General features: G+C 66.9%; 15 protein-coding genes. 4 read left to right on the forward strand and 11 right to left on the reverse strand.

From position 1 onward, the window contains the following. Positions 1-36: 36 nt before the first annotated feature. Positions 37-9,048 (reverse strand): LamG-like jellyroll fold domain-containing protein, encoded by a 9,012-nt coding sequence (locus tag ABFX45_RS16700; protein WP_346130874.1) that lies wholly within the window; start codon positions 9,046-9,048, stop codon positions 37-39. Between the two features lie 272 nt (positions 9,049-9,320). On the opposite strand from ABFX45_RS16700, the gene ABFX45_RS16705 reads away from it, so the two are divergent. Continuing rightward, the gene (locus ABFX45_RS16705) at positions 9,321-11,285 is read left to right on the forward strand and encodes a tachylectin-related carbohydrate-binding protein (protein WP_346130876.1); all 1,965 of its coding nucleotides are present in this window, start codon (positions 9,321-9,323) and stop codon (positions 11,283-11,285) included. Positions 11,286-11,327: 42 nt separating this feature from the next. Here the strand turns inward: ABFX45_RS16705 and ABFX45_RS16710 are convergent, their stop codons facing one another. Continuing rightward, positions 11,328-12,182 carry a class I SAM-dependent methyltransferase gene (locus ABFX45_RS16710; RefSeq protein ID WP_346130878.1) on the reverse strand — a complete coding sequence of 285 codons (855 nt, stop codon included), beginning with the start codon at positions 12,180-12,182 and terminating at the stop codon, positions 11,328-11,330. Between ABFX45_RS16710 and ABFX45_RS16715 the strand changes: the two genes are divergently transcribed. After that, a complete protein-coding gene (locus ABFX45_RS16715; protein WP_346130880.1) occupies positions 12,166-12,984 on the forward strand; it encodes a VOC family protein in 819 nt (272 codons plus the stop codon). The genes ABFX45_RS16710 and ABFX45_RS16715 overlap by 17 nt on opposite strands. On the opposite strand, the gene ABFX45_RS16720 is transcribed toward ABFX45_RS16715, so the two are convergent. From ABFX45_RS16720 to rpsB, 7 genes are all read right to left on the reverse strand, one after another. Further along, positions 12,981-13,514 carry a hypothetical protein gene (locus ABFX45_RS16720; RefSeq protein WP_346130882.1) on the reverse strand — a complete coding sequence of 178 codons (534 nt, stop codon included), beginning with the start codon at positions 13,512-13,514 and terminating at the stop codon, positions 12,981-12,983. The two genes, ABFX45_RS16715 and ABFX45_RS16720, sit on opposite strands and share 4 nt — an antisense overlap. Further along, positions 13,501-13,860, reverse strand: coding sequence for an RNA polymerase sigma factor (locus ABFX45_RS16725; protein ID WP_346130884.1), 360 nt, complete (start codon positions 13,858-13,860; stop codon positions 13,501-13,503). The genes ABFX45_RS16720 and ABFX45_RS16725 overlap by 14 nt, the downstream gene beginning before the upstream one ends. A gap of 219 nt (positions 13,861-14,079) precedes the next feature. Continuing rightward, positions 14,080-14,934 carry a phosphatidate cytidylyltransferase gene (locus ABFX45_RS16730; RefSeq protein ID WP_109634020.1) on the reverse strand — a complete coding sequence of 285 codons (855 nt, stop codon included), beginning with the start codon at positions 14,932-14,934 and terminating at the stop codon, positions 14,080-14,082. A 67-nt stretch (positions 14,935-15,001) separates the two neighbouring features. Next, positions 15,002-15,559, reverse strand: coding sequence for a ribosome recycling factor (frr, locus tag ABFX45_RS16735; RefSeq protein ID WP_109634022.1), 558 nt, complete (start codon positions 15,557-15,559; stop codon positions 15,002-15,004). A gap of 56 nt (positions 15,560-15,615) precedes the next feature. Then, on the reverse strand, positions 15,616-16,326 hold the full coding sequence (gene pyrH, locus ABFX45_RS16740) for a UMP kinase (protein ID WP_301325822.1): 711 nt from the start codon (positions 16,324-16,326) through the stop codon (positions 15,616-15,618). Between the two features lie 127 nt (positions 16,327-16,453). Further along, positions 16,454-17,269, reverse strand: coding sequence for a translation elongation factor Ts (tsf, locus tag ABFX45_RS16745; RefSeq protein ID WP_109634027.1), 816 nt, complete (start codon positions 17,267-17,269; stop codon positions 16,454-16,456). A gap of 71 nt (positions 17,270-17,340) precedes the next feature. After that, positions 17,341-18,162, reverse strand: a complete 822-nt coding sequence (gene rpsB, locus ABFX45_RS16750) for a 30S ribosomal protein S2 (RefSeq protein ID WP_109634029.1) — start codon at positions 18,160-18,162, stop codon at positions 17,341-17,343. A gap of 370 nt (positions 18,163-18,532) precedes the next feature. Between rpsB and ABFX45_RS16755 the strand changes: the two genes are divergently transcribed. Then, the gene (locus ABFX45_RS16755) at positions 18,533-19,000 is read left to right on the forward strand and encodes a M23 family metallopeptidase (protein WP_346130888.1); all 468 of its coding nucleotides are present in this window, start codon (positions 18,533-18,535) and stop codon (positions 18,998-19,000) included. 606 nt (positions 19,001-19,606) lie between these two features. Here ABFX45_RS16755 and ABFX45_RS16760 read toward each other — a convergent pair. Both ABFX45_RS16760 and ABFX45_RS16765 read right to left on the reverse strand, forming a co-directional pair. Further along, positions 19,607-20,602, reverse strand: coding sequence for a FliA/WhiG family RNA polymerase sigma factor (locus ABFX45_RS16760; RefSeq protein ID WP_109634033.1), 996 nt, complete (start codon positions 20,600-20,602; stop codon positions 19,607-19,609). After that, the gene (locus ABFX45_RS16765) at positions 20,577-21,554 is read right to left on the reverse strand and encodes a tyrosine recombinase XerC (protein ID WP_346130890.1); all 978 of its coding nucleotides are present in this window, start codon (positions 21,552-21,554) and stop codon (positions 20,577-20,579) included. Before ABFX45_RS16765 ends, ABFX45_RS16760 begins: the two co-directional genes overlap by 26 nt. 208 nt (positions 21,555-21,762) lie before the next feature. Between ABFX45_RS16765 and ABFX45_RS16770 the strand changes: the two genes are divergently transcribed. Then, complete coding sequence (locus tag ABFX45_RS16770; protein ID WP_109634037.1) at positions 21,763-22,236, forward strand: hypothetical protein; 474 nt, start codon at positions 21,763-21,765, stop codon at positions 22,234-22,236. Positions 22,237-22,278: the final 42 nt, after the last annotated feature.

Raw genomic sequence — 22,278 nt, forward strand, 5'->3', positions numbered from 1 at the left:
CGTCATCGCAACGTTGAATCAGAGGCTTCCACACGACTAATCATTCCACTTCGTGTAGTCGAACTCAATATTGTGCCTAGCAAGGAATCTGTCGAACTGTTTCTGTGTTTCACGCGTCCACCGTTCACCATAGTGCCCGCTGTGCTCATTGAACGAAGCAGTGCCATCCGGGCCGCGACTGAACATGCCGCCAAGGACCACTCGCTCATCCATCCCGCCAGACCGAGCAAGGCGCTGATGCGGACTCCCGAGCGGGAATAAATCACTCCGCGGAACCCCTACGAGCATAATTTCCCTAATCGGGTCAAAGACATACTCGATACCAAGGCGTCCACTCGGAGAGTAGTTGCGAAACGCACGAATTGATTTCACACGCGAACTCACTTCCAGGACGCCAGGTGTGGGCCCGCTACCCTTGAGTAAGGATATACCGTTGTCGCTCGACTCGCTGAGTTCACTGCCAGGGCGGGTCCAAGTAATCTGATGAACCTGGGTCGACACACCGTTGTCATCGCGCTTAACCCGGAATATTCCCTCCTCGGTGTAGACGTTCGTGCTGCTACTCGAGCCCGACAGCCCGGACGGGTCCTGCTCGGCAACGTTCTGGATCACCGGGTTGTCGGTGCCCAGCACGGCATCTCGCACCTTGCGGACGACCTCGTTCGCGTCCTGGACGTTACCCAGCTCGACAGCAACCCTCGACGCGGGCGTCTGGGGATTGCTCGAGACAACCCCACCCTCGACGATCGGCTGCGTCGCCGCGAGCGGCGGACTCAGCGCGACGTTCTTGGCGGCCTTCTCCGCCTCCGCCCTCGCGACGATCGACGGATCCCAGACCGGCTGAGGACTGTTGACCACCCCGTAGCCACCGGGCCATCTGATGCTGGCGAGCAGGTCACGCAGCTGAAGCCCGAGACTGACGAGCTGGTTGTACAAGCCGCGAAGCAGGTTGGAGAACGAAACCGGGTTGCCCGCGGTCGTCGTCTGGCTAGGACGCTGAACCCTCGGGACGTTTTCCGTCGCATGCATTTCGGGCTTCTCGGAGAAGCCCATGACGATGTCCGCGCCTGAGGCAATCCACCCGATGCCAGGGACGATCTTGCCGAACCGCATCGCCGTGGTGCCGAAGCCTCGGACGATCCGACTCTGGCGCTGAATCTCCTTGTCCCTGACGTACCGGTCATTGCCCGGTGCGAGGACGCTGGTGTTCTCATGACCATCTGGATCGACGTAGGTCGTGGGAGCGCCGCGACCGTAGGCATACCGGTTGGCGAGGCCGGACGGGCTCGTCGGCAGCGGAATGCTGTCGCGAGCTGTGAATCCACCAGTCGACGGTGAGTACCAGCGTGCGCCCATGTCGACTTCACCGGAATCCGGATCCGTCCAGTCGCCCTGGTAACCGACTCCCGTGCGCGCCCCCGCCAGGACCTTGCCGAACGGGTCGTACGTCGTAGTGGCACCTGCGTTCTGACCAGACGGAGAGAACTCGGCGAGGACGTCGCCTCGCTGGTCGGCCATCACCAGGCCTCGCTGCGTGGCGAGCAGCTCGCCGCCAGGTCCACGGCTGAACTTCTCGCTACCGTCCGATGCCAGGTCCAGTCCGGCACCCACGTAGGAGAACGTCCGTGCGCCGCGGGTCACCATGCGGTCCAAGGCGTCGTAGGCGTAGGTGTTGGCACCGCGCTTCACTGCGCGGCCGAACGCGTCGAACTCATAACGGTCGGAGCCGGCGGTCTGCAGGGTTCCACGTGCGGACCAGCTGTAGGACTTGTCGCCGTCGGACGTCAGGCGGTTGCGGGCGTCGTAGATCGAAACCTTGCCGTCGGCCTTCACGCGGTTGCCCGTGTCGTCCCATTCGTACGACGTCGCCTTGCCGCCGTAAGTCCAGGACGTCATCCGGCCCGCATAGTCGTAGCCGTAGGTGTGTTCACCCGAGCCCGCGAGCCCGGTCATCGTCTTCGACTTGATCAGGTCGTTGAGCTCGTAGCCGTAAGTGATGGACGACAGCGTGGTGGCACCGTCACGCAGAACGTCAGAGGCCTGCCTGCCATAAACGTCGTACTCGTACGAGCGCACCTTGCCGGCGAAGGTGACGGTCTTCACCTGACCGGCCTCGTTGTAGCCGAAAGCCTGAGCGGCGCCCGTCAGTCCATCCTGGACGGTTGCGAGTCTGCCCTGGTGGTAGGTGTATCTGGCGGTGCCGGACGCGTCCACCTGCTGGGTCAGGCGTCCTGTCTCGTCGTAGACGAACTGGGAGCCGCCGGACGGGCCCGTGGCAGAGAGCAGTGCGCCACGGTCGTTGTACGTGAGGGTGTTGGTGCCCCCCGGTGCGTTGAAGCTTGTCAGCCTCCCTGCCGCGTCGTAGCCGAGCGCTTTCGACGCCGTCGAGGCCTCCGCGCCCTCACCGGTCTCCGCGGTCACGCGGTTGAGATAGTCATAGGTGAGCGTGCGGGTGACACCACCCGGCTGCACCACGCGCTCCGCGTTGCCAGCCAGGTCGTACGCCGTCGTCCAGGTGCGGTCGGCGGCATCCGGGTGTGCCTCGGTCGGCGGCTCGATCACGGATTCGGGCAGGCCGAGGCTGTTTGTCCGGTAGGTCATCGCGTTGCCACGGCCGTCGGTGAACCGGCTCAGGTTGCCCATGGCGTCGTAGCCGAACGACGTGGTGATCGAACGACCTTCGGCGACCGGTTCGACCTGGCCGATGACGCGGTTCATGGCGTCGTAGGTGAAGGTCGTGGCCCGGTTGAGCGGGTCGGTCGTCTTCACGACGTTGCCCGCGCGGTCGTAGTGGTTGCGAGTCGAGCGCAGCAGCGTTTCGCTCGCGTCGAGTGAGTACTGGGTGGCCGGACGGCCGGCCGTGTCGAAGGTCTGGAACGTGGTGCGGTTCAAACCATCGGACACGCGGTTCTGGCGGCCGATGCTGTCATAGCCGAGCTTCGTGACGACGCCTGCCGGGTCGGTCGAGGAGACCCGCTGGCCGAGCGTGTCGTAGCCGAACGTCGTGACCTCGTTCGACGGCGAGGTCACCGTCGTGAGACGGCCGCCGTCGTCGTAGGTCATCTTCGTCGTGAAGGCGGACGGCGTCGGGTAACGCTCCAGCTGCGTGGAGGTGACGGCGCGACCGAGGTCGTCGTAGGTCGTCTCCACGCGGGCACCGGTCGGGTCGGTGACCGAGAGGCGCTCACCGGTGCGGGTGTAGCTGTAGAGCCACGAGCCGGACGTGCGGCCGGCGACGGAGGCATCGGCCTGGTAGGCGGCGAGCAGACGGCGCTGTTGGTCGTAGCTGAACTCCGTGACAGCGCCACGCGGATTGGTGATCTTGCGGACGTCACCGAGCGGGGTGTACTCGGTCAGCGTGACGGCGCGCGAAGCCGACGAAGAACCCGGCTTGGTGTACTCGGGCGACTCCACCCGGATCGTGCGACCGAGCTTGTCGTACGCCTGCTTGCTGATGTTGCCGTTGGCGTCCTTGTGCTCGGTCACACCACCGAACGTGTCGAATCCGGTGTGGACGATCGGCCGTGAGGAGACCGCGACGCCGTTCGTCTCCACTTGAACCGTGGGCGCGGCAACGGAAACCAGCCGGCCGGCCTCGTCGTAGGTGTAGTTGGTCGTGAACGCGACTGGATCGGCGCCAGCAGCGGTGCCGCGCGGGTCGGTGATCGAGTTCAGCAGGCCGCGCTGGTCGAAGACGCTCGACGTGGTCAGGCGTTCAGTGCCGTTGAAGGAGGTCTCACTGGTGCGGCGACCCGCGGCGTCGTAGCCGTACTCGACGGCGAATGTGCGCGACACCTCCTGGTGCACGTTGTTCGACGGCTTGCCGGTGATCGCGACACGGGTGACGTTGCCACCTGCGTCGTAGTCGTACGACGTGGCGCGTGCGAGGCCGGCAGGGTCGGCCTTCTCCGTCTTGACCCGGTTGAGAACGTCATAGGTCTTCTCGACGACGAGGCCGCCCGCGTTGACAGTGCGGATCACGTTGCCCGCGTTGTCGTAGAAGTGCTCCTGCAGCACCAGGTCGCGAGTCGCGCCGGAAGGGTCGAACGGGTCGCGGATCTTCGAAGCGATGACCCGGCGGAGCGAGTCGTCCTTGTAGTACTCGTACCGCTTGGCGCGGCCCATCGCATCGGTCTCGCGGGTCAACCTGCCCGCGACGTCGTAGGCGTACGACTTCAGGACCAGCGTGTCGAGCACGGTGCGGTCGCCCTCGTCGTCACCACCGGGTCCACCGGGACCTATCGGGTCACCGTGCCAGGAGCGCAGGCGCACCTCGGCGATCTTGTTGCGGGCCGTGTACAGGAACTCGTGCTTGGTGCCGACCGCGTCGACAGTCCACGCGAGGTTGCCGAAGTTGTCGTAACCGTTGGTGGTCGCGTTGCCCTCGGCGTCGGTTATCCGTGCCGCCCGGCCGTGGCCGTCGTACTCGGTCGTCACCTGACGCGGCTGGTCGCCGCCGGTCAGGTCGCTGACCTTGGCCGTGGTGATGTTGCCGTCCGCGTCGTAGGAGTACTCGGTCTGCTGCGTGTGTTTGACACCGGTGACCTTGTTCGTGGTCGCCGGGCGCGTGATCGTCTTCTGCCTCGAGAGCTCGTCGTAGGTGAACCTCGTCGCGAGGCCTTGCGGGTACGCCGGGGACAGCTCAGTCTGAGTGATCTTGCGGCCGAGCTTGTCGTACGTGAACCGCGTGAGCAGACCGGCTGCGTTCCTCACCGACTCCAGATCGCCGGACCGGTAGTAGGTGTAAGTCGTCTTGGCGCCACGGCCGTCGGTCGTGGTCTCCACCAAGCCGGGAGGGGCGACTGAGGACGACGTCGTGTACGTGTGCCGGACGATCGAGCCGTCCGGCAGGCTCTGCGATTCGAACAATCCGCGCAGACCGACGCCCGTGTAGGTGTTGGTCGTGCGGTACGTGGTGTCGTCCGGACCGGACGAGCGGCCGTCCGCCGACGTGAGCAGCTTGCCATTGCGCGGGTCGGTGAGATCGCTCGGGTTGTTGTAGTAGGTGAAGTACGAGGTCTGACAATCCGTGGAGGACGTGCGGCAGGTCTTGCGCGACACCGGGTTGCCACGGGAGTCGTTGGTCAGGTGGACCTGGTTGCCGTTCTCGTCCGTGATCTTGTTCAGGAAGCCGCGGTCGTCGTAGTCGAACGTCCGCACGCCCTGACCGCGGTTCGGGCCGCCGCTCCAGGGATCGCCGCCAGGTGGCACCGGGCCGCCGATGGCCATGTCCTCTGGCCGCACGCCCTGGCCGAGCGGCGTCAGGGAGCGCAGGATGCGACCACGCGAGGGGTCGTAATCGGCGTAGTGGAACCGGTTTCCCGGATCCGTGACCATGGTGGTGCGCACCAGGTTCTGTTCGGTGCCGGTCACGGCGGGCGCGGCGATCTTCCACAGTCCGCCGTTGCGGTCGGTGTACTCGCGCAGCCGGTCGTTGACCACGTCGTAGCTCATCGTCGCGGCGACTCGGCCGCTCGGCAGCGTGATCTTCGTGAGCTGGTCAGCTGCCTTGACCATGTCGAAGTGCTGTTTGGCCGAGGTGGAGCCGATGGCGTGCTCGTAGAACGCCACCTCGTCGATCGCACCGGAGAAGTACTGCTTGCCGGCCGCCAGACCCGGCCAGCCCTCCGAACTGGCCGCACCGATCTGGTTGTGCGTCATGGTGAGGTGGTCGATCTCGCCGTGCGTGGTGCCGACGAGCTCACCGTCGAGGAACAACGACTGCGTCCCGACGGATCCGGACAGCACGACGTGGTGCCAGAGGTCGTTGTTGACCGTGCCGGCCGTCGTGATCGGTTCGACCTTGTTGTTCCAGAAGTTGCCTCGCAGCTTGCCGTCCGTGCCCACCCACAGCACCGGCAGGTGCGGCGCCGACGGGGTGGCGTCCTGCGCGAACTCGTAGTGCTGCATGCCGAGCAACGGACCGCTCGACGTGGTCTTGAACCACATCTCCACGGCGAGATCGCGGTTCTTCTTGATCAAGCCGCCCGGCAGCTTCACGTACGACGATGAGCCGTTGAACTGGCGTGCACCATCGGGAGATCCCGCGACGGCACCTGGTACCCAGGTCACGTCGTTCGCGATGCCGTCGTCCTTGCCGAGGTTGGTGCGGACCTGACTCTCGATCTTGGCTCCGGCCGGGTCGCCGAGACGCCAGTACGAGCCGGGGTTCGAGTCGATCACCGCGCTGCGGTAGTGCGAGCCCTGGTCGTACTGGTACTGCGTGCACCCGGACTTCGGGTCGCACACCTTCGTCAGCTTGTCGCCGGTGTACTCGTAGTTCCACGTGAGCAGCTGGTTGTTGCCCGCGTCGACCGTCACGGACCGCACGTGCGGCTTGTGCTCGGGTGACTGCGCGTCGGCCCAGGCGAAGCTCAGCTTGCGCTCGTTTCGCGGGTTGATGACCTCCGCCAGCCTGCCCGTCGCCTGGTCGTACTTGACCTCGAGGTGCTGGCCGGTCTGATCCGCGATCCTGGTCAGCTTGCCGTCCGGCGTGAACCGGTAGGACGTGGAACTGGTGTCGACCATGATCCAGCCGCCGCCGAACTCCGCGGGCTGGGCGCTCAAGTCGGCTTGCCTACCCGGTGCCGGCGCGAATCCACCACCCGGGTTGCGACCGAACCGCACCTGCTGCCCGTCCGGGTAGGTGACGAGGACGTTGCCGGATCCGTCGTTGTCCGGCGTCACCTTCATGTCCCAGCGGGTCGACCAGCCGGCACCGAACACGAGATCACGGCGTGGGTCGAGGCTGTTGTAGGTGCGGGCGACTGAGAGCTCTGGGCCGGCGCCAGCCAGCGAGACGTCGATCGCGCTGGAGAAGTAGTTGCCGTTCTGCGGGTCGAACGCGGCGTTGGCGCCGTTGTAGGGGGCGTTTGCGAGATGCGTGGTGATGCTCGGCTGCGGAACCGAGGTCAGCAGGTGGCTCCACGGCAACGCCGGGTTCTCCGACTTGCCGTCGTAGGCGAACGAACGCCAGACGTAGTCACGGCCCCAGTACAGCTTGTCGGCCGGAACCGTCCACATGCGAGTGTTGACGTACCCGGAGTCGAAGCAGTTCGTCTCCGTACCGTTGGCGAACTCGCAGATCTGGAACCGGTACTGCAGCGCCTGGTTCGGCGGCGAGTCGATGTCGACCGCCTCCACCCACAGTTGTGGCCTAAGCGTCGGCGAGGAGTAGCCGTTCGGCGGATACTGGGCCTTGACCACCGGCGGGATGTCGTAGACGCGGAACGACAACCTGGCCGGCGGGATCTGCTCGTCGGTGAACCAGGAGCCGCCCTTGCGCAGCATGGAGAAGTCGAGCAGGTAGGCACCGGCGCCGAGCGGGTCGATCTGCACGTCCAGCGTCACCGAAGAGCCGCGTGGCACGTCGTGCGGCAACTGAGCTGCCTCGACGGTCCGGACCGGACTGCCCCGGTCGGTGAAGGCCCGGTAGCCCAACGCGAACGTCGACGGCGTCCAGGTCTGCGCACCGCGGTTGGTCACCGTGATCTTGACCTTGCCGCCCTGCTGTGCGTGCACAGGAGGTTCCGGGACACCGCGATCGATGCGGTACTCCGCGTCGTACGGGGTGTGCGTGATGTAGAGGCGCGGTGGGTTCGCGGTGTCGCGGCCGGTGAACTTCTTCCATCCGTAGTTGTCGGATTCCGACGCGCGCACACTGAGGCCGTGGTTCGCCTGCGCACCGGTCACCCAGCGCTGGATCAGGTCGCGGCCGGCGGTACCGAGGTTGATCTGCTCCACCGCAGTCGGGCAATTGGAGCGCGTTTGACCAGGGGCGATGTAACCGTGCGCAAACCTCGACTCGCTGAGCGCTCCACTGATGGCGGGACCGGGATAGCCACCTCCGCCCCATGGCGACAGCACTGCATGCACGCTGACCGGACGCGGGCTGCACGACCAGGACCAGTAGTTGGTGATCGACAGCGCGGCGCCGTGAATCTTGTGGTTCTGCAGGGCGCTCTCGACGCCCGCGAACGCCAGATAACCAGCGGAGTTCAGACCACCGCTGTTGCCGACCTTCAGGTCCGAGCCCGCATAGGTGTTCCAGGAGCCCTGGTAGAAGCGGGCGTCCGAGGTGCCGCGGTTCTCGATCGTGGGGTCGACCAGCACTGGATACTTGCGCGCAGGATCACGCAACCACGTCGAATCTGCCTCGACGATCAGGTTCTGACCGTCGATCCGGTACTTCACGCCGTAGGAGATCGCCGGGTCACCGGTGCGCGGATCGACGTTCGAGTCGGTCATGAAGCCGCGCGGGAAGCGGCCGCGCTCCTTGCCGTCGCGGTCGGAGAGCACTACCTGCTCGTCCATGACCTTGGCGGTCAATCCCTTGAGGTGCAACGGGAAAGTCCACGAGTTCGGCGCGTCGGCCGACTCCAGGACCATGACTTCCTTGACGCCACCCGGCTGTGCCTCGAACCTCAGGTCGACGCCGGGTAGCACCTTCGCGTACGTGACCGAGCTGCCATTCGCGACCCCGGTCGACGCTGCGGTTCCCTGGAGGCCGAACGCGACCTCGTGCTGGTCGTCGAACTTGAGCCGTACCAACGAGTTCGGGTTGGCTCGGCTGGACAGGCGCAGGTCGACCTGGTCAGCCGCGTTGCGCCAGCCGTCGGGCGTGCCGACGAACGTGGTGTCGATCGGCGCCCAGCTGCCGTCCGTCTTGCGGTAGTTGATGGCGCTCTGGCTGAACTCAGTGGTCAGCGTGCCGTCGGCATTGCGATACGTGCGCTCCCGTTCACGGCGCTGTTCAGGCACTTCCTTGCTGGTGGCGGTGTCGAAGCCGCGCACGTCCGCCAACGTGGACTTGACCTCGGCGTCGTTGCGCGCCGCACCCGCCTGCTGGCCGTCGATGCGGGGGTACTTGCTCTGGAGGGACGCCGGCTTGTCCTGGTTCGGAAAGTTGTCGGTCGTCTCGTGTGACAGGCCATCGGCGCTGCCCCACTGCTGCCGGGGCGACTGCTCCATCGCCTCCGCGAGTTCGCGCAGACCCGCCATCTGTGGCATCAGCTGCGATGCCGCAGGTCCGAACAATCCGACCGCCACGATGATGACGGCCAACAGGACCGAAGCACGCCTGCCCACTCCTACGCAGGGCAGACTGGTCCCCCGATTTTTTGGCACAGCTTCCCCCACAAGAGTCTCCAGCCCACATGAGACGACTCCCTTCGCTCATGCGGCGCCCCAGAGTGAGCCATGGACAACGATTACGCAAGGGGTTGAGGACAACACAACAAGTGACCACGGAGGGGGTAACGTTCGCCAGCCTCTCCGCGATGGAAGGCCCTGCCACAGCCACGACCTTTGGGGGGAACAGCGTGTACCAGAAGCCGAAGAGATTCGGTAGATCCAGCCTGCGCAATGTCGCCGTGGTGGCGGTCGCAGCGACCGTTGCCACACTCGTACTGCCAGATCAGCACGCTGCGGCGGCCGAGCAGATCCAGTGCCGCGAGTCGGTTTCAATTTATGCCGCCACCGGCAGCGGGACGTTGCTCGAATACTTTCACAACACTCCAGAATCTGGAACATACGACTGGAAGCCGCAGCGCACAATCGGACACGAATGGTCTCAGGTGACCATCATCACCGGCGCAGACGGCCGCGTCTACCAAATTCCCAATAATGGCGAACTACGCCGCTTCCGTCATAACGGAATCGAATGGGAGCGCCCTGGCGGCGGCTGGCACACGACCATCGACACGGGATGGGGACAATGGCGAGACCCCGCCTACATCAACCGCATCACCGTCGATTCCCTGGGCGACATCTACGCCATCGACAGCGCCGGAAAACTCACGTGGTCGCGCTATGACGAACAGGCCTCGAAATGGTCGAAGCGGGTGCTGGCCACCGGATTCTCTAGATTCAACACGATCATCGCGGCCGACAAGGGCGTGTTCTACGCGCGTGACGCCGGTATCGCCAACGGCGCCCTCTACCGGTTCCAGTACCACGCTGATTCCCAACAGTGGATGCAATACCTGAAGCTCGTGGGCGAGGCGGGCTGGAACATGCACCACAGGGTGTTCTCCCCCGGCGGTGATGTGCTGTACGCGATCGAGCCTAACGGCACGTTGTGGTGGTATCGCTGGGCGGACAGCACCAGCAGTTGGAGCACACCGACTGCCGTCGGCTCGGGATGGCAGACGGACTGGCAGGTCGGCGCCATGACCGATGCCTGCTCGTTGAGCGGACTCCCCGCGCCGACGCGTCCCGGACCCCGACCGGTGATGGAGCTCGAGAGAAGCGAGCTGATCGAGAGCAGCAACGGTCTGGTTCAAGGCTTCTACGTCGACTCCTGGGGCACGTTGAAGAGCGCCACCCAACGCGAGGGCTCCCCGATCGACTTCCTCGACATCGCAGCGATCGACACCCCCTCGCAGATCAGCACAACACCGAGCGCATTGATGTCTCAGGACGGCCGACCGAACGTCTTCGCACTCGGCACGGACACGGTCACCTATGAGACCACCCGTGCCCTCAACGGTGTCACCTGGCCTGTGCCGTCATCGTTCGGTGGGTGGTCCATCAGCCCGACCGAGGCCGTCAAGTACGCGGACAACCGGATGCAGTTCTTCACCATCAACGCGCAGGGCGCGCTGATGGCCCGCAGCCAGGAGACGGTGGGCTCTCACGTATCGCCGTGGTGGACGATCGGCTTCTCCGGCCTCGGTGGCCAGGTGACCGCACTGCCCGTTGGCAACGACCTCGAAGTGGTGGTGACCTACGCCGATGGGCTGGTCGTGACCTCGAGGTATGTGAACGGCGTGCTCACGAACGTTCGAGGGGTGCAGGCAGGCCACGTCACGGGGAATCCCGCAGGTGTGATGAAGAACGACAAGGTGCAGCTCTTCGCCCGTCGCAGCGACGGCAAGGTCCACACGCTGAGAGACACCACGTCTGGCTTCGAAACGGCGTGGACCGCGCTCGACGGCCTGAGCACGGTCGGTTCGCCCGCTGCGGTGATCAGCGACGGGAAGATCAAGGTCGCGGCCCGCGGGGTGGACGGCTTCATCTACACCAACATTCAGTCCGTTGTGGACGGTCCGTTCACCGGCTGGACCAAGCTCACCGACTCGCGCACCGGCAACGCGTGGCCCTCGGACACCGACCCGTCCATGGTCGCGCTGAGCACGGGCAAGATCGTGGTGATGTACCGCAGCGCCGACGAGGTGACTTTCGCATTCGAAACGAGCGCCGCGACGGGTGTCGCCAGCCGATCCGCGGCGGCACCTGCCCAGCAGTTCATCGGCGGCCCTTCGCCGAAGCCCAGGAAGCGCTGATCCAACGAGAACGGGGGAGCCTGAGCCAGGCTCCCCCGTCGCCTACAGGATGAGACCGGTGGGCTTGCGGCGCACGTGCAACCGGTACCCCACCGGAAAGCTCAGCCCATCAATGGATGCAATGGCCCATTCGGCCACCTTCGCGGAAAACTCGATCCGCAGCACCGCTTCCAGATCCTCACGACGCTCAAACCGCCACTCCGCGGTGATGCGCCGCAACGAGAAACCGTTGTCCGCGAAGAACTTCTCGACAGCGCGCGGGTCGTAGCGCGGTTCGTCGGCGCACAACCACGGCCCGTACGGTTCGGCCGCGCCGTCCAGGTCCACGATCGCGAGCGCGCCACCCGGCCGCAGCACCCGGTCCGCCTCCCTCAGCCCCGGTTCACAGCCCGGCCCGAAGAAGTACGCGGTGCGCGCGTGCACCAGGTCGCACGAGGCGTCGTCGAGCGGCAACCGTTGCGCGGGGCCGGAAACGACACGCACGTTCGGCAGAGACGCCACCCGGTGCTTGGCGCGCACGACGAGCGGTGGATGCGGTTCGACTCCGACGACCGATCGCGCGGAGGACGCGAAGATCGGCAGGTGGAAGCCGTCGCCACAGCCGATGTCCACGACGTCCGCGTCAGAAAACGGACATTCTTCGCTTAACGCCAACCAAATCGCGCCGTGTGCGTCCTGTGCGCGGTTTTCCACCTCGTACACGTCAGGCCAATGCCAGATGTTCGGGCTTGGTACGACATCTACCGGACGCACCGCGTTGAGCGCCGCCCGCACGAATCCCCTCACGAAGACACTGTAGGGCCTCGATTTCCCGGTGACCGTACGAATTCGTTCAACTACGGCGTAGCGTGACCGCATCTCTTCCCTGCAGGAGGCGGCAGTGTCCATCGCGCCCAACACGCCCCAGCTCGCGCCGTTGCTCGGAGGAAGCCCGTGCTGGGTCGAGAGAACCGTCGACGACCTCAAGGCCGCGATCGAGTTCTACACCGGCCTCTTCGGTTGGCACTACGCCGACGACGGCGGCTACACCGTGGCGATGCTCGACGGCGTTCCCGTCGCCGGACTGCCGCAGGGTGAGCCTGAACCGTGGCGGTTGTACCTGGTCACGCCGCACGCGCGGGCCACCGCGGAGAAGGCCTTCCACCTCGGCGGATCCGTGCTGCGCAACCCCGAGGACGGCGCCGACCACACGCAGAGCACCGTGATCGCCGACCCGACCGGTGCCGCCGTCGGGTTCCGGCACGTGCCACCCGACTGGCGCTTCGGCATGGGCGGGCACGGAGCCTACGCGTGGGCCGAGCTCAACACCCGGGACGGTGCTGCGGCCGACGAGTTCTTCGGTGAGTTGTGCCACTACGACATCACGCAGATCGGTGACGGGCACCGGCTGGACTACGCGACGTGGTCCGTCGACGGCACCGAGGTGATCGGCCGACAGAAGATGGGGCGGGAGTTCCCGTACGCGGAGCGTTCGCACTGGATGGTGTACTTCAACGCCGCGCCGGAGATCGGCACCGACTCGGTGGCGTACCGGGTGCTGGAGCTCGGCGGCCGGGTGACCGTCGAGCCCTACGACACCCCGTACGGGCGCATCACCGTCGTCGAGGACCACGCGGGAATGGCGTTCTCGGTGATCGACCAGTCCCGCGTGATCGAGACCGAGCCGCGCATCGAGGCGGACGACCCGTACGACGACTAGCGCGAGCGGTTGGGCAGGCACGCCGGCCGCTGGTCATTCGCATAGAGACCGCCGGTGACGATCCAGGTGTCATCGGCGGTCCGGTCGGTCGCGAGCACGACCGTGGTGCCCGCCGGAACGCGGCCGGGCGTGATCGTGATCTTGGGCGCCCCGCGGGTGAGCTCGAAGTCCACCGCGGCCACCGGGACGTCGAGCCTGCGCCCCGTCTCCACACAGCCCGTCCGCAACGGCACCGCGATCGCAGGGATGCCCCGCTCGCGCAGCTTCGCCGTGGCCTCCTTGAACCGCTGCACCTCCCGGATCGTCAGCGTCACCGAACCGTCCGGGTTGTCTACCACGGCGTAAGCGGGTGGCGTGCCGCCGAAGTAAACGGGTGCGATGACGGCTGCGGCACCCAGTACGACCACACCTGCTGCTGCGCCCATCCATCGGCGCATGCGCGCACGTCGTTGCGTGGCAACGGACTCCAGCAGTGCGGGAGCGTGCTCGCGTTCCAGCTCGGCCCAGAGGTTGTCCTCAAACCTGCTCATCGGCTCGTGCCTCCTCTTCGTCGTCGACGACCCTGCGGAGGCGTGCCATGGCGCGATACAACCTGGTGCGCATCGCGCCCTTGGGCACGTCGAGCGCTTCGGCCGCTTCCTTGGGAGAGAGACCACCGAGGTGCACGAGCTCGATCGCTTCCCGGTCCAGCTCCGGCAGTTGCGCGAGCCGTTCCAGCAGCGCGCGACCAGGCCGTTCGGCGTCGATGCGGGCTTCGAGCTCTGCCAGTTCGTCGCGGTCGAGCTCGCGTCTGCCGCCGGCCCTGCGCGCCACGTCGCCGCCCTTCGCGGACTGCTCGGCGTGCGCGGCGAAGGTGTGTCTGGCGATGCCGAACAACCAGCTCGACGCGGACCCCTGGCGGCGTCGAACGTGGCGAACGACGTGATGGCGCGGACGAAGGTGTCCGCGGTCAGGTCGCCGACGAGCTGCGGGTCCACGCACCGTCGCGCGAAGAACCGGCTGATCGCGCCAACGTTGTCGCGGTAGATCCGCTCGAACGCCGCCAGTGTCTCGTGGTCTCTCACAACCACTACTTGCGGCGTTGCGCGCGAAACGTCACTGCACGAAGAGGTGCAACATCAACCAGGAGGCGACGGCGGACGGGAGCAGCGAGTCCATCCGGTCCATCAGGCCGCCGTGGCCCGGCAGCAGGCTGCCCATGTCCTTGATGCCGAGGTCGCGCTTGATCAGCGACTCGACGAGGTCGCCCGCCGTGGCCGTGACGACGAGCGCGGCGCCGAACAGCACGCCCTGCCACCACTGGCCGTCGAGGAACGTGGTCACCGTGATCGCGCCACCGACCATGCCGGCGACCAGCGAACCTGCGAAGCCCTCCCAGGACTTCTTCGGGCTGATCGTCGGCGCCATCGGGTGCTTGCCGAGGAAGACACCGGCCGCGTAGCCGCCGACGTCGGACAGCACGACGCCGATGAGGAACGCGAACGCGCGGCCCGCGCCGTCCTCGGGAACGACGAGCATGGCCGCGAACGACGCGAACAGCGGCACGTACGCGACCGTGAACACGGACGCACTGAGGTCGCGCAGGTAACCGTCCGAACCGGCGCGGAACCGCCAGATCATGCACACCAGGACGGTGATCACGAAGGCGGTCATCATGCCGGAGCGTTCCAGCGGCCAGGAAAGCCAGATCATCGCCTGGCCGCCGATGAGCACGGGCCACAGGGCGACGTTGATGCCGCCCTTCTTGAAGGCCTGCGCGAGCTCCCACGTCGACACCGCCGCGGCAGCCGCGACGATGCCGATGAAGGTCTGCCGCACGGTGAGCAGCGACAAGATGATCACAGCGCCGAGCCCGACGCCGACCAGGATCGCCGCCCGCAGGTCACGCCCCGCGCGCGACGGTTTCGACGCGGGCACGTCCGCGGGACTGCCTGCCACCTGTGCTCCCATCACGACCTCCGCCCGGCCAGAGCTAATACGCCAGCGCCGACTCGGCCGGGCGAAACCATCAGGAACATCAGACTTCGAGAAGCTCGGCTTCCTTGTGCTTCACGAGCTCGTCGACCTGCGCGGTGTACTTGTGGGTGAGAGCGTCGAGCTCCTTCTCACCACGCGCGCCGTCGTCCTCGCCGATCTCGCCGTCCTTGACGAGGCGGTCGATCTCTTCCTTCGCCTTGCGGCGGACACCGCGGACGGAGACGCGCGCGTCCTCGCCCTTCTGCTTGGCGACCTTCACCATCTCCCGCCGGCGCTCCTCGGAGAGCTGCGGGATGACGACGCGGATGATGTTGCCGTCGTTGCCGGGGTTGACGCCCAGGTCGGAGTCCCGGATGGCCTTCTCGATCGCGTTCAGCTGGCTAGCGTCGTACGGCTTGACGACCGCCATGCGCGCCTCGGGCACCGAGATGCTCGCCATCTGGTTCAACGGCGTCGGCGCCCCGTAGTAGTCGACGTGGATGCGGTTGAACATCGAGGGAGTCGCACGACCGGTCCGAACGGAGGCGAGGTTCTCCTTCGCCACCGAGACCGCCTTTTCCATCTTCTCCTCGGCGTCGAGGAGGGTCTCGTCGATCACGACTGCTCCTTGCTCTGCGTGTTCTTCTTCCCGGTTCCTGTCAGATCCCAGCAGGTCTAGAAGGCCGGGCGGCCACCGGGGGTGCTGACCAGGGTGCCGATCTTCTCACCACGCACCGCGCGCGCGATGTTCCCCTCGGTGAGGAGGTTGAAGACCAGTATCGGCATGTTGTTGTCCATGCAGAGGCTGAAGGCTGTGGCATCGGCGACGTTGAGGCCTCGCTCCAGCACCTCGCGGTGGGTGATGTTGTCGAACATCAACGCGTCGGGGTCGATCTTGGGGTCGGCCGTGTAGACGCCGTCGACTGCCTTGGCCATGAGGACGATCTCGCAGCCGATCTCCAGGGCGCGCTGGGCGGCGGTCGTGTCCGTGGAGAAGTACGGGAGCCCCGCACCGCCGCCGAAGATCACGACACGCTTCTTCTCGAGGTGACGCATCGCGCGGCGGGGGATGTACGACTCGGCGACCTGCGTCATCTGGATGGACGTCTGCACGCGGGTGTCGATGCCGTGCTCGCGCTCGAGGAAGTCCTGCAGCGCCAAGCAGTTCATGACCGTGCCGAGCATGCCCATGTAGTCGGCACGCGAGCGGTCCATGCCGCGTTGCTGGAGCTCCGACCCGCGGAAGAAGTTGCCACCACCGATCACGACGGCCACCTGCACGCCGGACTTGTGGACGGCCGCGATCTGCCGGGCGACTGTCTGGACGACGTCGGGATCGACCCCGACACCACCACCGCCGAACATCTCGCCACCGAGCTTGAGCATCACCCGGTTGTAGCCGTGGCTACCTTCTTCGCTCACAGGTCCTCTCCTCGCGCCTTTGGCCTGGGGAACTTCTTTGGACACGCCAAGGGCGGGGTCGCTGGTACCTGCAACCCCGCCCTCACGCGAATCAGCTCTGGCCGACCTCGAACCGAGCGAAACGGGTCACCGTCACGCCGGCCTCGTCCAGAAGAGCCTTGACCGTCTTCTTGCTGTCGGTCACGGAAGCCTGCTCGAGGAGCACGACGTCCTTGAAGAAGCCGTTGACGCGACCCTCGACGATCTTGGGCAGCGCGCCTTCCGGCTTGCCCTCCTCGCGAGCGGTCTCCTCGGCGATGCGGCGCTCGTTCGCGACGAGCTCCTCCGGGACGTCCTCACGGGTGACGTACTTCGGACGCATCGCGGCGATCTGCATGGCAGCGCCCTTGGCGACCTCGGCGTTGTCACCGGTGTACTCGACCAGCACGCCGACGGCCGGCGGCAGGTCGGCGGCACGCTTGTGCAGGTAGGTCGAGACGGTGCCGTCGAAGTCGACGGCCTTGGCCAGCTCGAGCTTCTCGCCGATCTTGGCGGAGAACTCCTGGACCAGCGCGTCGACCGTCTTGCCGTCGACCTCGACGGCCTTGAGGGCGTCGACGTCGGCGACCTTGTTGGCCTTGGCGATCGCGACGATCTCGTCCGCGAGGGCGATGAAGTCGGCGTTCTTGGCCACGAAGTCGGTCTCGCAGCGCAGCTCGACCATCGCGCCGTCCTTGACCGCGACGAGGCCGTTGGACGTGGTGCGCTCGGCGCGCTTGCCGACGTCCTTGGCGCCCTTGATGCGCAGGATCTCGACGGCCTTGTCGAAGTCGCCGTCAGCCTCGTCCAGCGCCTTCTTGCAGTCCATCATGCCGGCGGCGGTCAGCTCGCGGAGCTTCTTGACGTCCGCGGTGGTGTAGTTCGCCATCGTTTTCCTTCTGCGATGTACGCGCTTGAGTCACGAGGTGCCCGCTGGTCGCGGGCACCTCGTGGGGGAGATCAGGACTGGACGGGCTGCTCGGCCGGGGCCTCGGCCGACGAGTTGGTCAGGAGCTCCTGCTCCCACTCCGCCAGCGGCTCGTCAGCGGCGACCTCGGGCTTGTCCTGGCCCTCGGCGGCATCGCGGCGGGCGCCGGAGCGCTGCATGAGACCGGCGGCGGCGGCCTCGGCCACGACCTTGGTCAGCAGGGCGGCCGAGCGGATCGCGTCGTCGTTGCCCGGGATCGGGTAGTCGACCTCGTCCGGGTCGCAGTTCGTGTCGAGGATCGCCACGATCGGGATGTTCAGCTTGCGAGCCTCACCGACCGCGATGTGCTCCTTCTTGGTGTCCACGATCCACACGGCGCTGGGCACCTTGGACATGTCGCGGATACCGCCGAGCGTGCGCTCCAGCTTGTCCTTCTCGCGGTTCATCATCAGGATTTCCTTCTTGGTGAAACCCTGGAAGCCGCCGGTCTGCTCCATCGACTCCAGCTCCTTGAGCCGCTGAAGCCTCTTGTGGACCGTCGAGAAGTTGGTGAGCATGCCGCCCAGCCAGCGCTGGTTCACGTAGGGCATGCCGACGCGGAGGGCCTCGTTGGCGATGGCCTCCTGCGCCTGCTTCTTGGTGCCGATGAACAGGATCGACCCGCCGTGCGCGACCGTTTCCTTGACGAACTCGTAAGCCCGGTCGATGTAGGTCAGCGTCTGCTGCAGGTCGATGATGTAGATGCCGTTGCGCTCGGTGAAGATGTAGCGCTTCATCTTCGGGTTCCAGCGCCGAGTCTGGTGCCCGAAGTGCACGCCGCTGTCGAGCAGCTGCTTCATGGTTACGACGGCCATGGCCGGTTCGCACCTCATCTGTCGGACGCGTTCGGTCTCGCCTCACGCGTCGTGGTGGTTGACGCCCCGAGCCGGGTGGCTCGGTGCCCTGGTGCCGATGCCGGCGCCCGCACCTGCGGAGGACTTCTCCACCGTCAGGACCGTCGGACGTCGTGACTCGACCCGGCTGGGATCAGCTGGTCGGATCTGCGTTGGCACGCGAAGTCGTCCCGCGCACAGACGGGACGCACCCAAAAGTCTACTCCCCACCCCCGACAAACTTCGAATCGCCCCCATCCTGCAGCGGGCAGTTGTCCACAACCGGCGAGTTGTCCACAGTTCCCAGCTAGCCGGTGGTCCCCCAGACCCCCTTTAGCCGACCGTATGACCCATGCCCCTTCTCTCCACCGCCCTCGTGCTGACGACCCTGCTGGCCCCGTCCTCCTTCTCCTGGCCCCTGCCGCCACCGCACCCGGTGGTACGCGCTTTCCAGGCTCCGGCCTCGCCGTTCGGCCCCGGCCACCGCGGCGTGGACCTCGCGGCCCCGGCAGGCACAGCAGTCCTGGCCGCCGGAGACGGAGTGGTGGTCTACGCCGGAGCCGTGGCAGCTCGCACGCTGGTCTCCGTGCAGCACCGCAACGGCCTGCGGACGACCTACGAACCGGTGGCACCGAACGTGGCAGCAGGCCGACAGGTGCGGCGCGGAGAAGTGATCGGCCACCTCCAGGAGGGCCACTGCCCTTCGCCCTGCCTGCACTGGGGCGTCCGGCGAGGTGACGAGTACCTGGACCCGCTGCGCCTGGTCGTGCAGGGCCGCGTCCGCCTGCTCCCGCTGAACGCGCCGCCGCGAGGCGGCTAGCAGCCGAACCTCCGCCGCGCGGGCGAGCTGTCCCGCCCGCAGCGGCTCGGCAGGGCCCTCCCCGCCGCTCCCCCGGCGGCCGGCAGCGGCGCGTCCCCGTTGCGCGCCGCAGGTGCCCTGCAGATGCCGGGAGGCGGACGCGCCCACTCCCTCCGCTCCGCCTCCCGGCCCGCCCGTCCACGGGCACGCGTCGAGCTGCCCTCGCCGTCCGGCGTGCACGCGGCAAGCGGACCGTCCCGACGGTCCGACAGGGCCCGACGGGCTCTTCCCGCGCTTGCCCAGCGGCGCGTCCTTGCCCAGCGGCGCGTCTCCGTGGCACGTGGCACGTGCCTGCACGTGTCGGAGGCCAGCCGCGCGTCGCACTCCGGCACACCTCCGGGCCCGCTGGTCCACGGGTACGCGGCGTGCTTGGAGCAGCTCCAGGACCCACCCGTTCGAGTGAATTAGCCCTGGCAACGGGCGGAAAGAGGTTTGAGGCGATGTTCGTGAGGCTCGTACGGCTTCTCGACGCACCCGCGCGGAGCGATCCGGATGTGCGGCGGCGTGCCGGTACCGCAGTCCGGCAGCCCGGCTACGGCCGGGTTGCGGGCGGGGAAGGAGGTGCGGTCAGGCCTCGGACTGCTCGTTGAGCTTGGTCCGCAGGCGCAGGACGGCACGGGTGTGCAGCTGGCAGACCCTGGACTCGGTGACGCCGAGGACCTTGCCGATCTCGGCGAGGGTCAGATTCTCGAAGTAGTAGAGGGTCACGACCACGCGGTCGCGTTCGGCGAGCTGGGCGATGGCGTCGGCCAGCTGACGGCGGCTGTCCTGGTCGACGAGGCTCGCCACCGGGTCTTCCGCGGCGTCGTCCGGCAGTGACTCGGCCAGGGAGGAGCCGCCCTTGTTCGGGGCGATCAGCTCGTCCAGGGCGACGACGCTGGTGAGCTGGAGCTGGCCGTACAGCTCGCGCAGCTCGGCCAGGCCGATCTTGAGCTCTGCGGCGAGCTCGCGGTCGGTGGGCGTGCGCTGCAGCTTGGCGCCGAGGCGTTCCAGGGCTCGTTCGACGTCGCGGGCGCGGCTGCGGACCGAGCGCGGCACCCAGTCCTGGGAGCGGAGGTCGTCGAGGATCGCGCCGCGGATGCGCTGCATGGCGTAGGTCTCGAACTTGAGGCCGCGTTCCGGCTCGAACTTCTCGATCGCGTCGACCAGGCCGAAGATGCCGGACTGGATCAGGTCGGCCACGTCCACGTGGGCCGGCAGGCCCGTGCCGACACGACCGGCGACGTACTTGACCAGCGGTGCGTAGTGCAGCACCAGACGATCGCGCTGACACTGCTCACGGGACTCGCCGTAGCTGCGCCACAGCGCGACGATGCCGGCCTCGACGTCGTCACCTGACCTGACGTCCGCGCGCGTCACCGCAGTCGGGACGGCAGCGGGCGTGCCGTTGACATGCGTCTCGGCACCGGGCTCGGAGGTCGCCTCGGTGCGCGGCGCGCCGTTCTGACGGTGCCCGTTGCTCGCCTGCTTCGAAGCTGGTGCGGGCAGGACGGGTTCAGGGGGCACGGTCGCCGTACGCGATCCTCCCCCTGCGGCGTCAGGAACGGGGGTGGGTTCGGTCATGGATCGCCTTCAGCCGTTCGACAGTGACGTGTGTGTAAAGCTGAGTCGTTGCGAGCGTAGCGTGACCAAGCAGTTCTTGGACGGTGCGCAGGTCCGCTCCTCCTTCCAGCAAATGGGTCGCAGCGGAGTGGCGCAACCCGTGCGGCCCGATGTCCGGCGCATCCGGTACCACCGCGACCACCTCGTGCACCAGAGTGCGAACGGCGCGCTGGTTCAGCCGGCCACCGCGGGCACCGAGGAACAGGGCCGGTGGCGAATCCGGTGCTACCAGGGCGTTTCGCCCTTCCTCCACCCACCGCCGCAGCGCTCGCTCCGCCGGCACGCCGAACGGCGTGCTGCGCTCGCGTCCACCTTTGCCCAGAACTCGAATCACCCTTAGGGAGTAGTCCACGTCGTCGAGATCAAGACCACAGAGTTCGGCCACGCGGATACCTGTGGCGTACAGCAACTCCACCACGGCCTGATCACGCAGCGCAACCGGCTCGCCTTCGGAAGCGCCAGAGGATACGGCGGCCATCGCGTCCTTCGCCTGGTCCGCGCGCAACACGGACGGCAACGTCCGGTGCGGTCGCGGCGCGGCGAGGCGCGGCCCCGGATCCGCGGCCAAATGCCCAGCACGATGCGCCCACGCGGTGAACGTGCGCGCGGCAGCAGCACGTCGGGCAAGCGTCGTGCGGCTGGCCCCTGCCGTGCGTTGCGCGGCGAGCCATGACCGCAAATTCGCCAGGTCAACGCGCCCGACGTCGGCGTTTTCCGGGCTATTCCCCGCGACATGGCCCAGCAGCGCAACCGCATCACCGATGTACGCGCGCACGGTGTGCGGCGACAGGTCGCGCTCCAAAGTCAAGTGCCGTTCGTACTGCCGCAACACGTCTGCAACGGACGCCGGCAGTTTTTCGCGCAGGCGAACGAGATCGACACGGCGTGTCCGACCATGCGGCGGCGGGGACATAGGCCAAGACGCTGCGCCAGTCGGGGCGTTTGGTCAAGTATCGCCACACCCTCGCGCCATTTGAGAGCGCTCTCATGATCGCGAGCACGATAACGTTTCAACTCCCTGTGACGACCAGGGACTTGGCGGCACGCACAGATCACCTTTCGGAGTAGCGATGGTAGCCAGCACCACCGTCCGGACAGCCGATGAACTAGCCCGTCGAGTAGTGCGCAAGATCGCTCCCGAGGAGCTGCCCTCGTTCGACCTGGTCGCTGCCCCGTACCTGGAGAACCCCAGGCAGGCCGAACGCAGGCTGCGACAGGCCCACGACGACCCGCTGGGCTTCGGCCTGGGCGACATCGTGGCCATGGCGACGCCCGTGATCGCGCTCGTCTCCGGCAGCGTGATCACCGCGGTCTCCGACAGCGTCGGCCGGGCAGTGCGCGACGGCACCGCCAACGCCGTGCGCAAGGCGTGGCGCAAGGTCCGCGGCAAGCCCGAACAGCCGCTGGAACTGCCGTCCACCCCGCTCACCGCCGCCCAGCTGGCCGAGGTGCGCCAGATCGCCCTGCAGCGCGCCCTCTCGCTCGGCATGAAGCAGCAGAAGGCCGAAGCCCTGGCCGACGCCGTCGTCGCCGCCCTCGTGCTGCGCGAAAACGACCAGGACACAGGCCGCGAGCCGGGTGAAGCCACCAGATGACGGAACCGAAGCCGCAGGTCAGCCCCAGGGCCTTACCGTCCG

It is taken from the genome of Lentzea roselyniae, assembly GCF_039537795.1.
Classification (GTDB): domain Bacteria; phylum Actinomycetota; class Actinomycetes; order Mycobacteriales; family Pseudonocardiaceae; genus Lentzea; species Lentzea atacamensis.

What these genes read in the sequence shown, in the direction of transcription:
- ABFX45_RS16720 (WP_346130882.1), bottom strand. Translation starts at nt 13,514, where the DNA reads ATGAGCAGGTTTGAGGACAACCTCTGGGCCGAGCTGGAACGCGAGCAC.
- ABFX45_RS16730 (WP_109634020.1), bottom strand. Translation starts at nt 14,934, where the DNA reads ATGGGAGCACAGGTGGCAGGCAGTCCCGCGGACGTGCCCGCGTCGAAA.
- pyrH (WP_301325822.1), bottom strand. Translation starts at nt 16,326, where the DNA reads ATGCTCAAGCTCGGTGGCGAGATGTTCGGCGGTGGTGGTGTCGGGGTC.
- tsf (WP_109634027.1), bottom strand. Translation starts at nt 17,269, where the DNA reads ATGGCGAACTACACCACCGCGGACGTCAAGAAGCTCCGCGAGCTGACC.
- rpsB (WP_109634029.1), bottom strand. Translation starts at nt 18,162, where the DNA reads ATGGCCGTCGTAACCATGAAGCAGCTGCTCGACAGCGGCGTGCACTTC.
- ABFX45_RS16755 (WP_346130888.1), top strand. Translation starts at nt 18,533, where the DNA reads ATGCCCCTTCTCTCCACCGCCCTCGTGCTGACGACCCTGCTGGCCCCG.
- ABFX45_RS16760 (WP_109634033.1), bottom strand. Translation starts at nt 20,602, where the DNA reads ATGACCGAACCCACCCCCGTTCCTGACGCCGCAGGGGGAGGATCGCGT.
- ABFX45_RS16765 (WP_346130890.1), bottom strand. Translation starts at nt 21,554, where the DNA reads ATGTCCCCGCCGCCGCATGGTCGGACACGCCGTGTCGATCTCGTTCGC.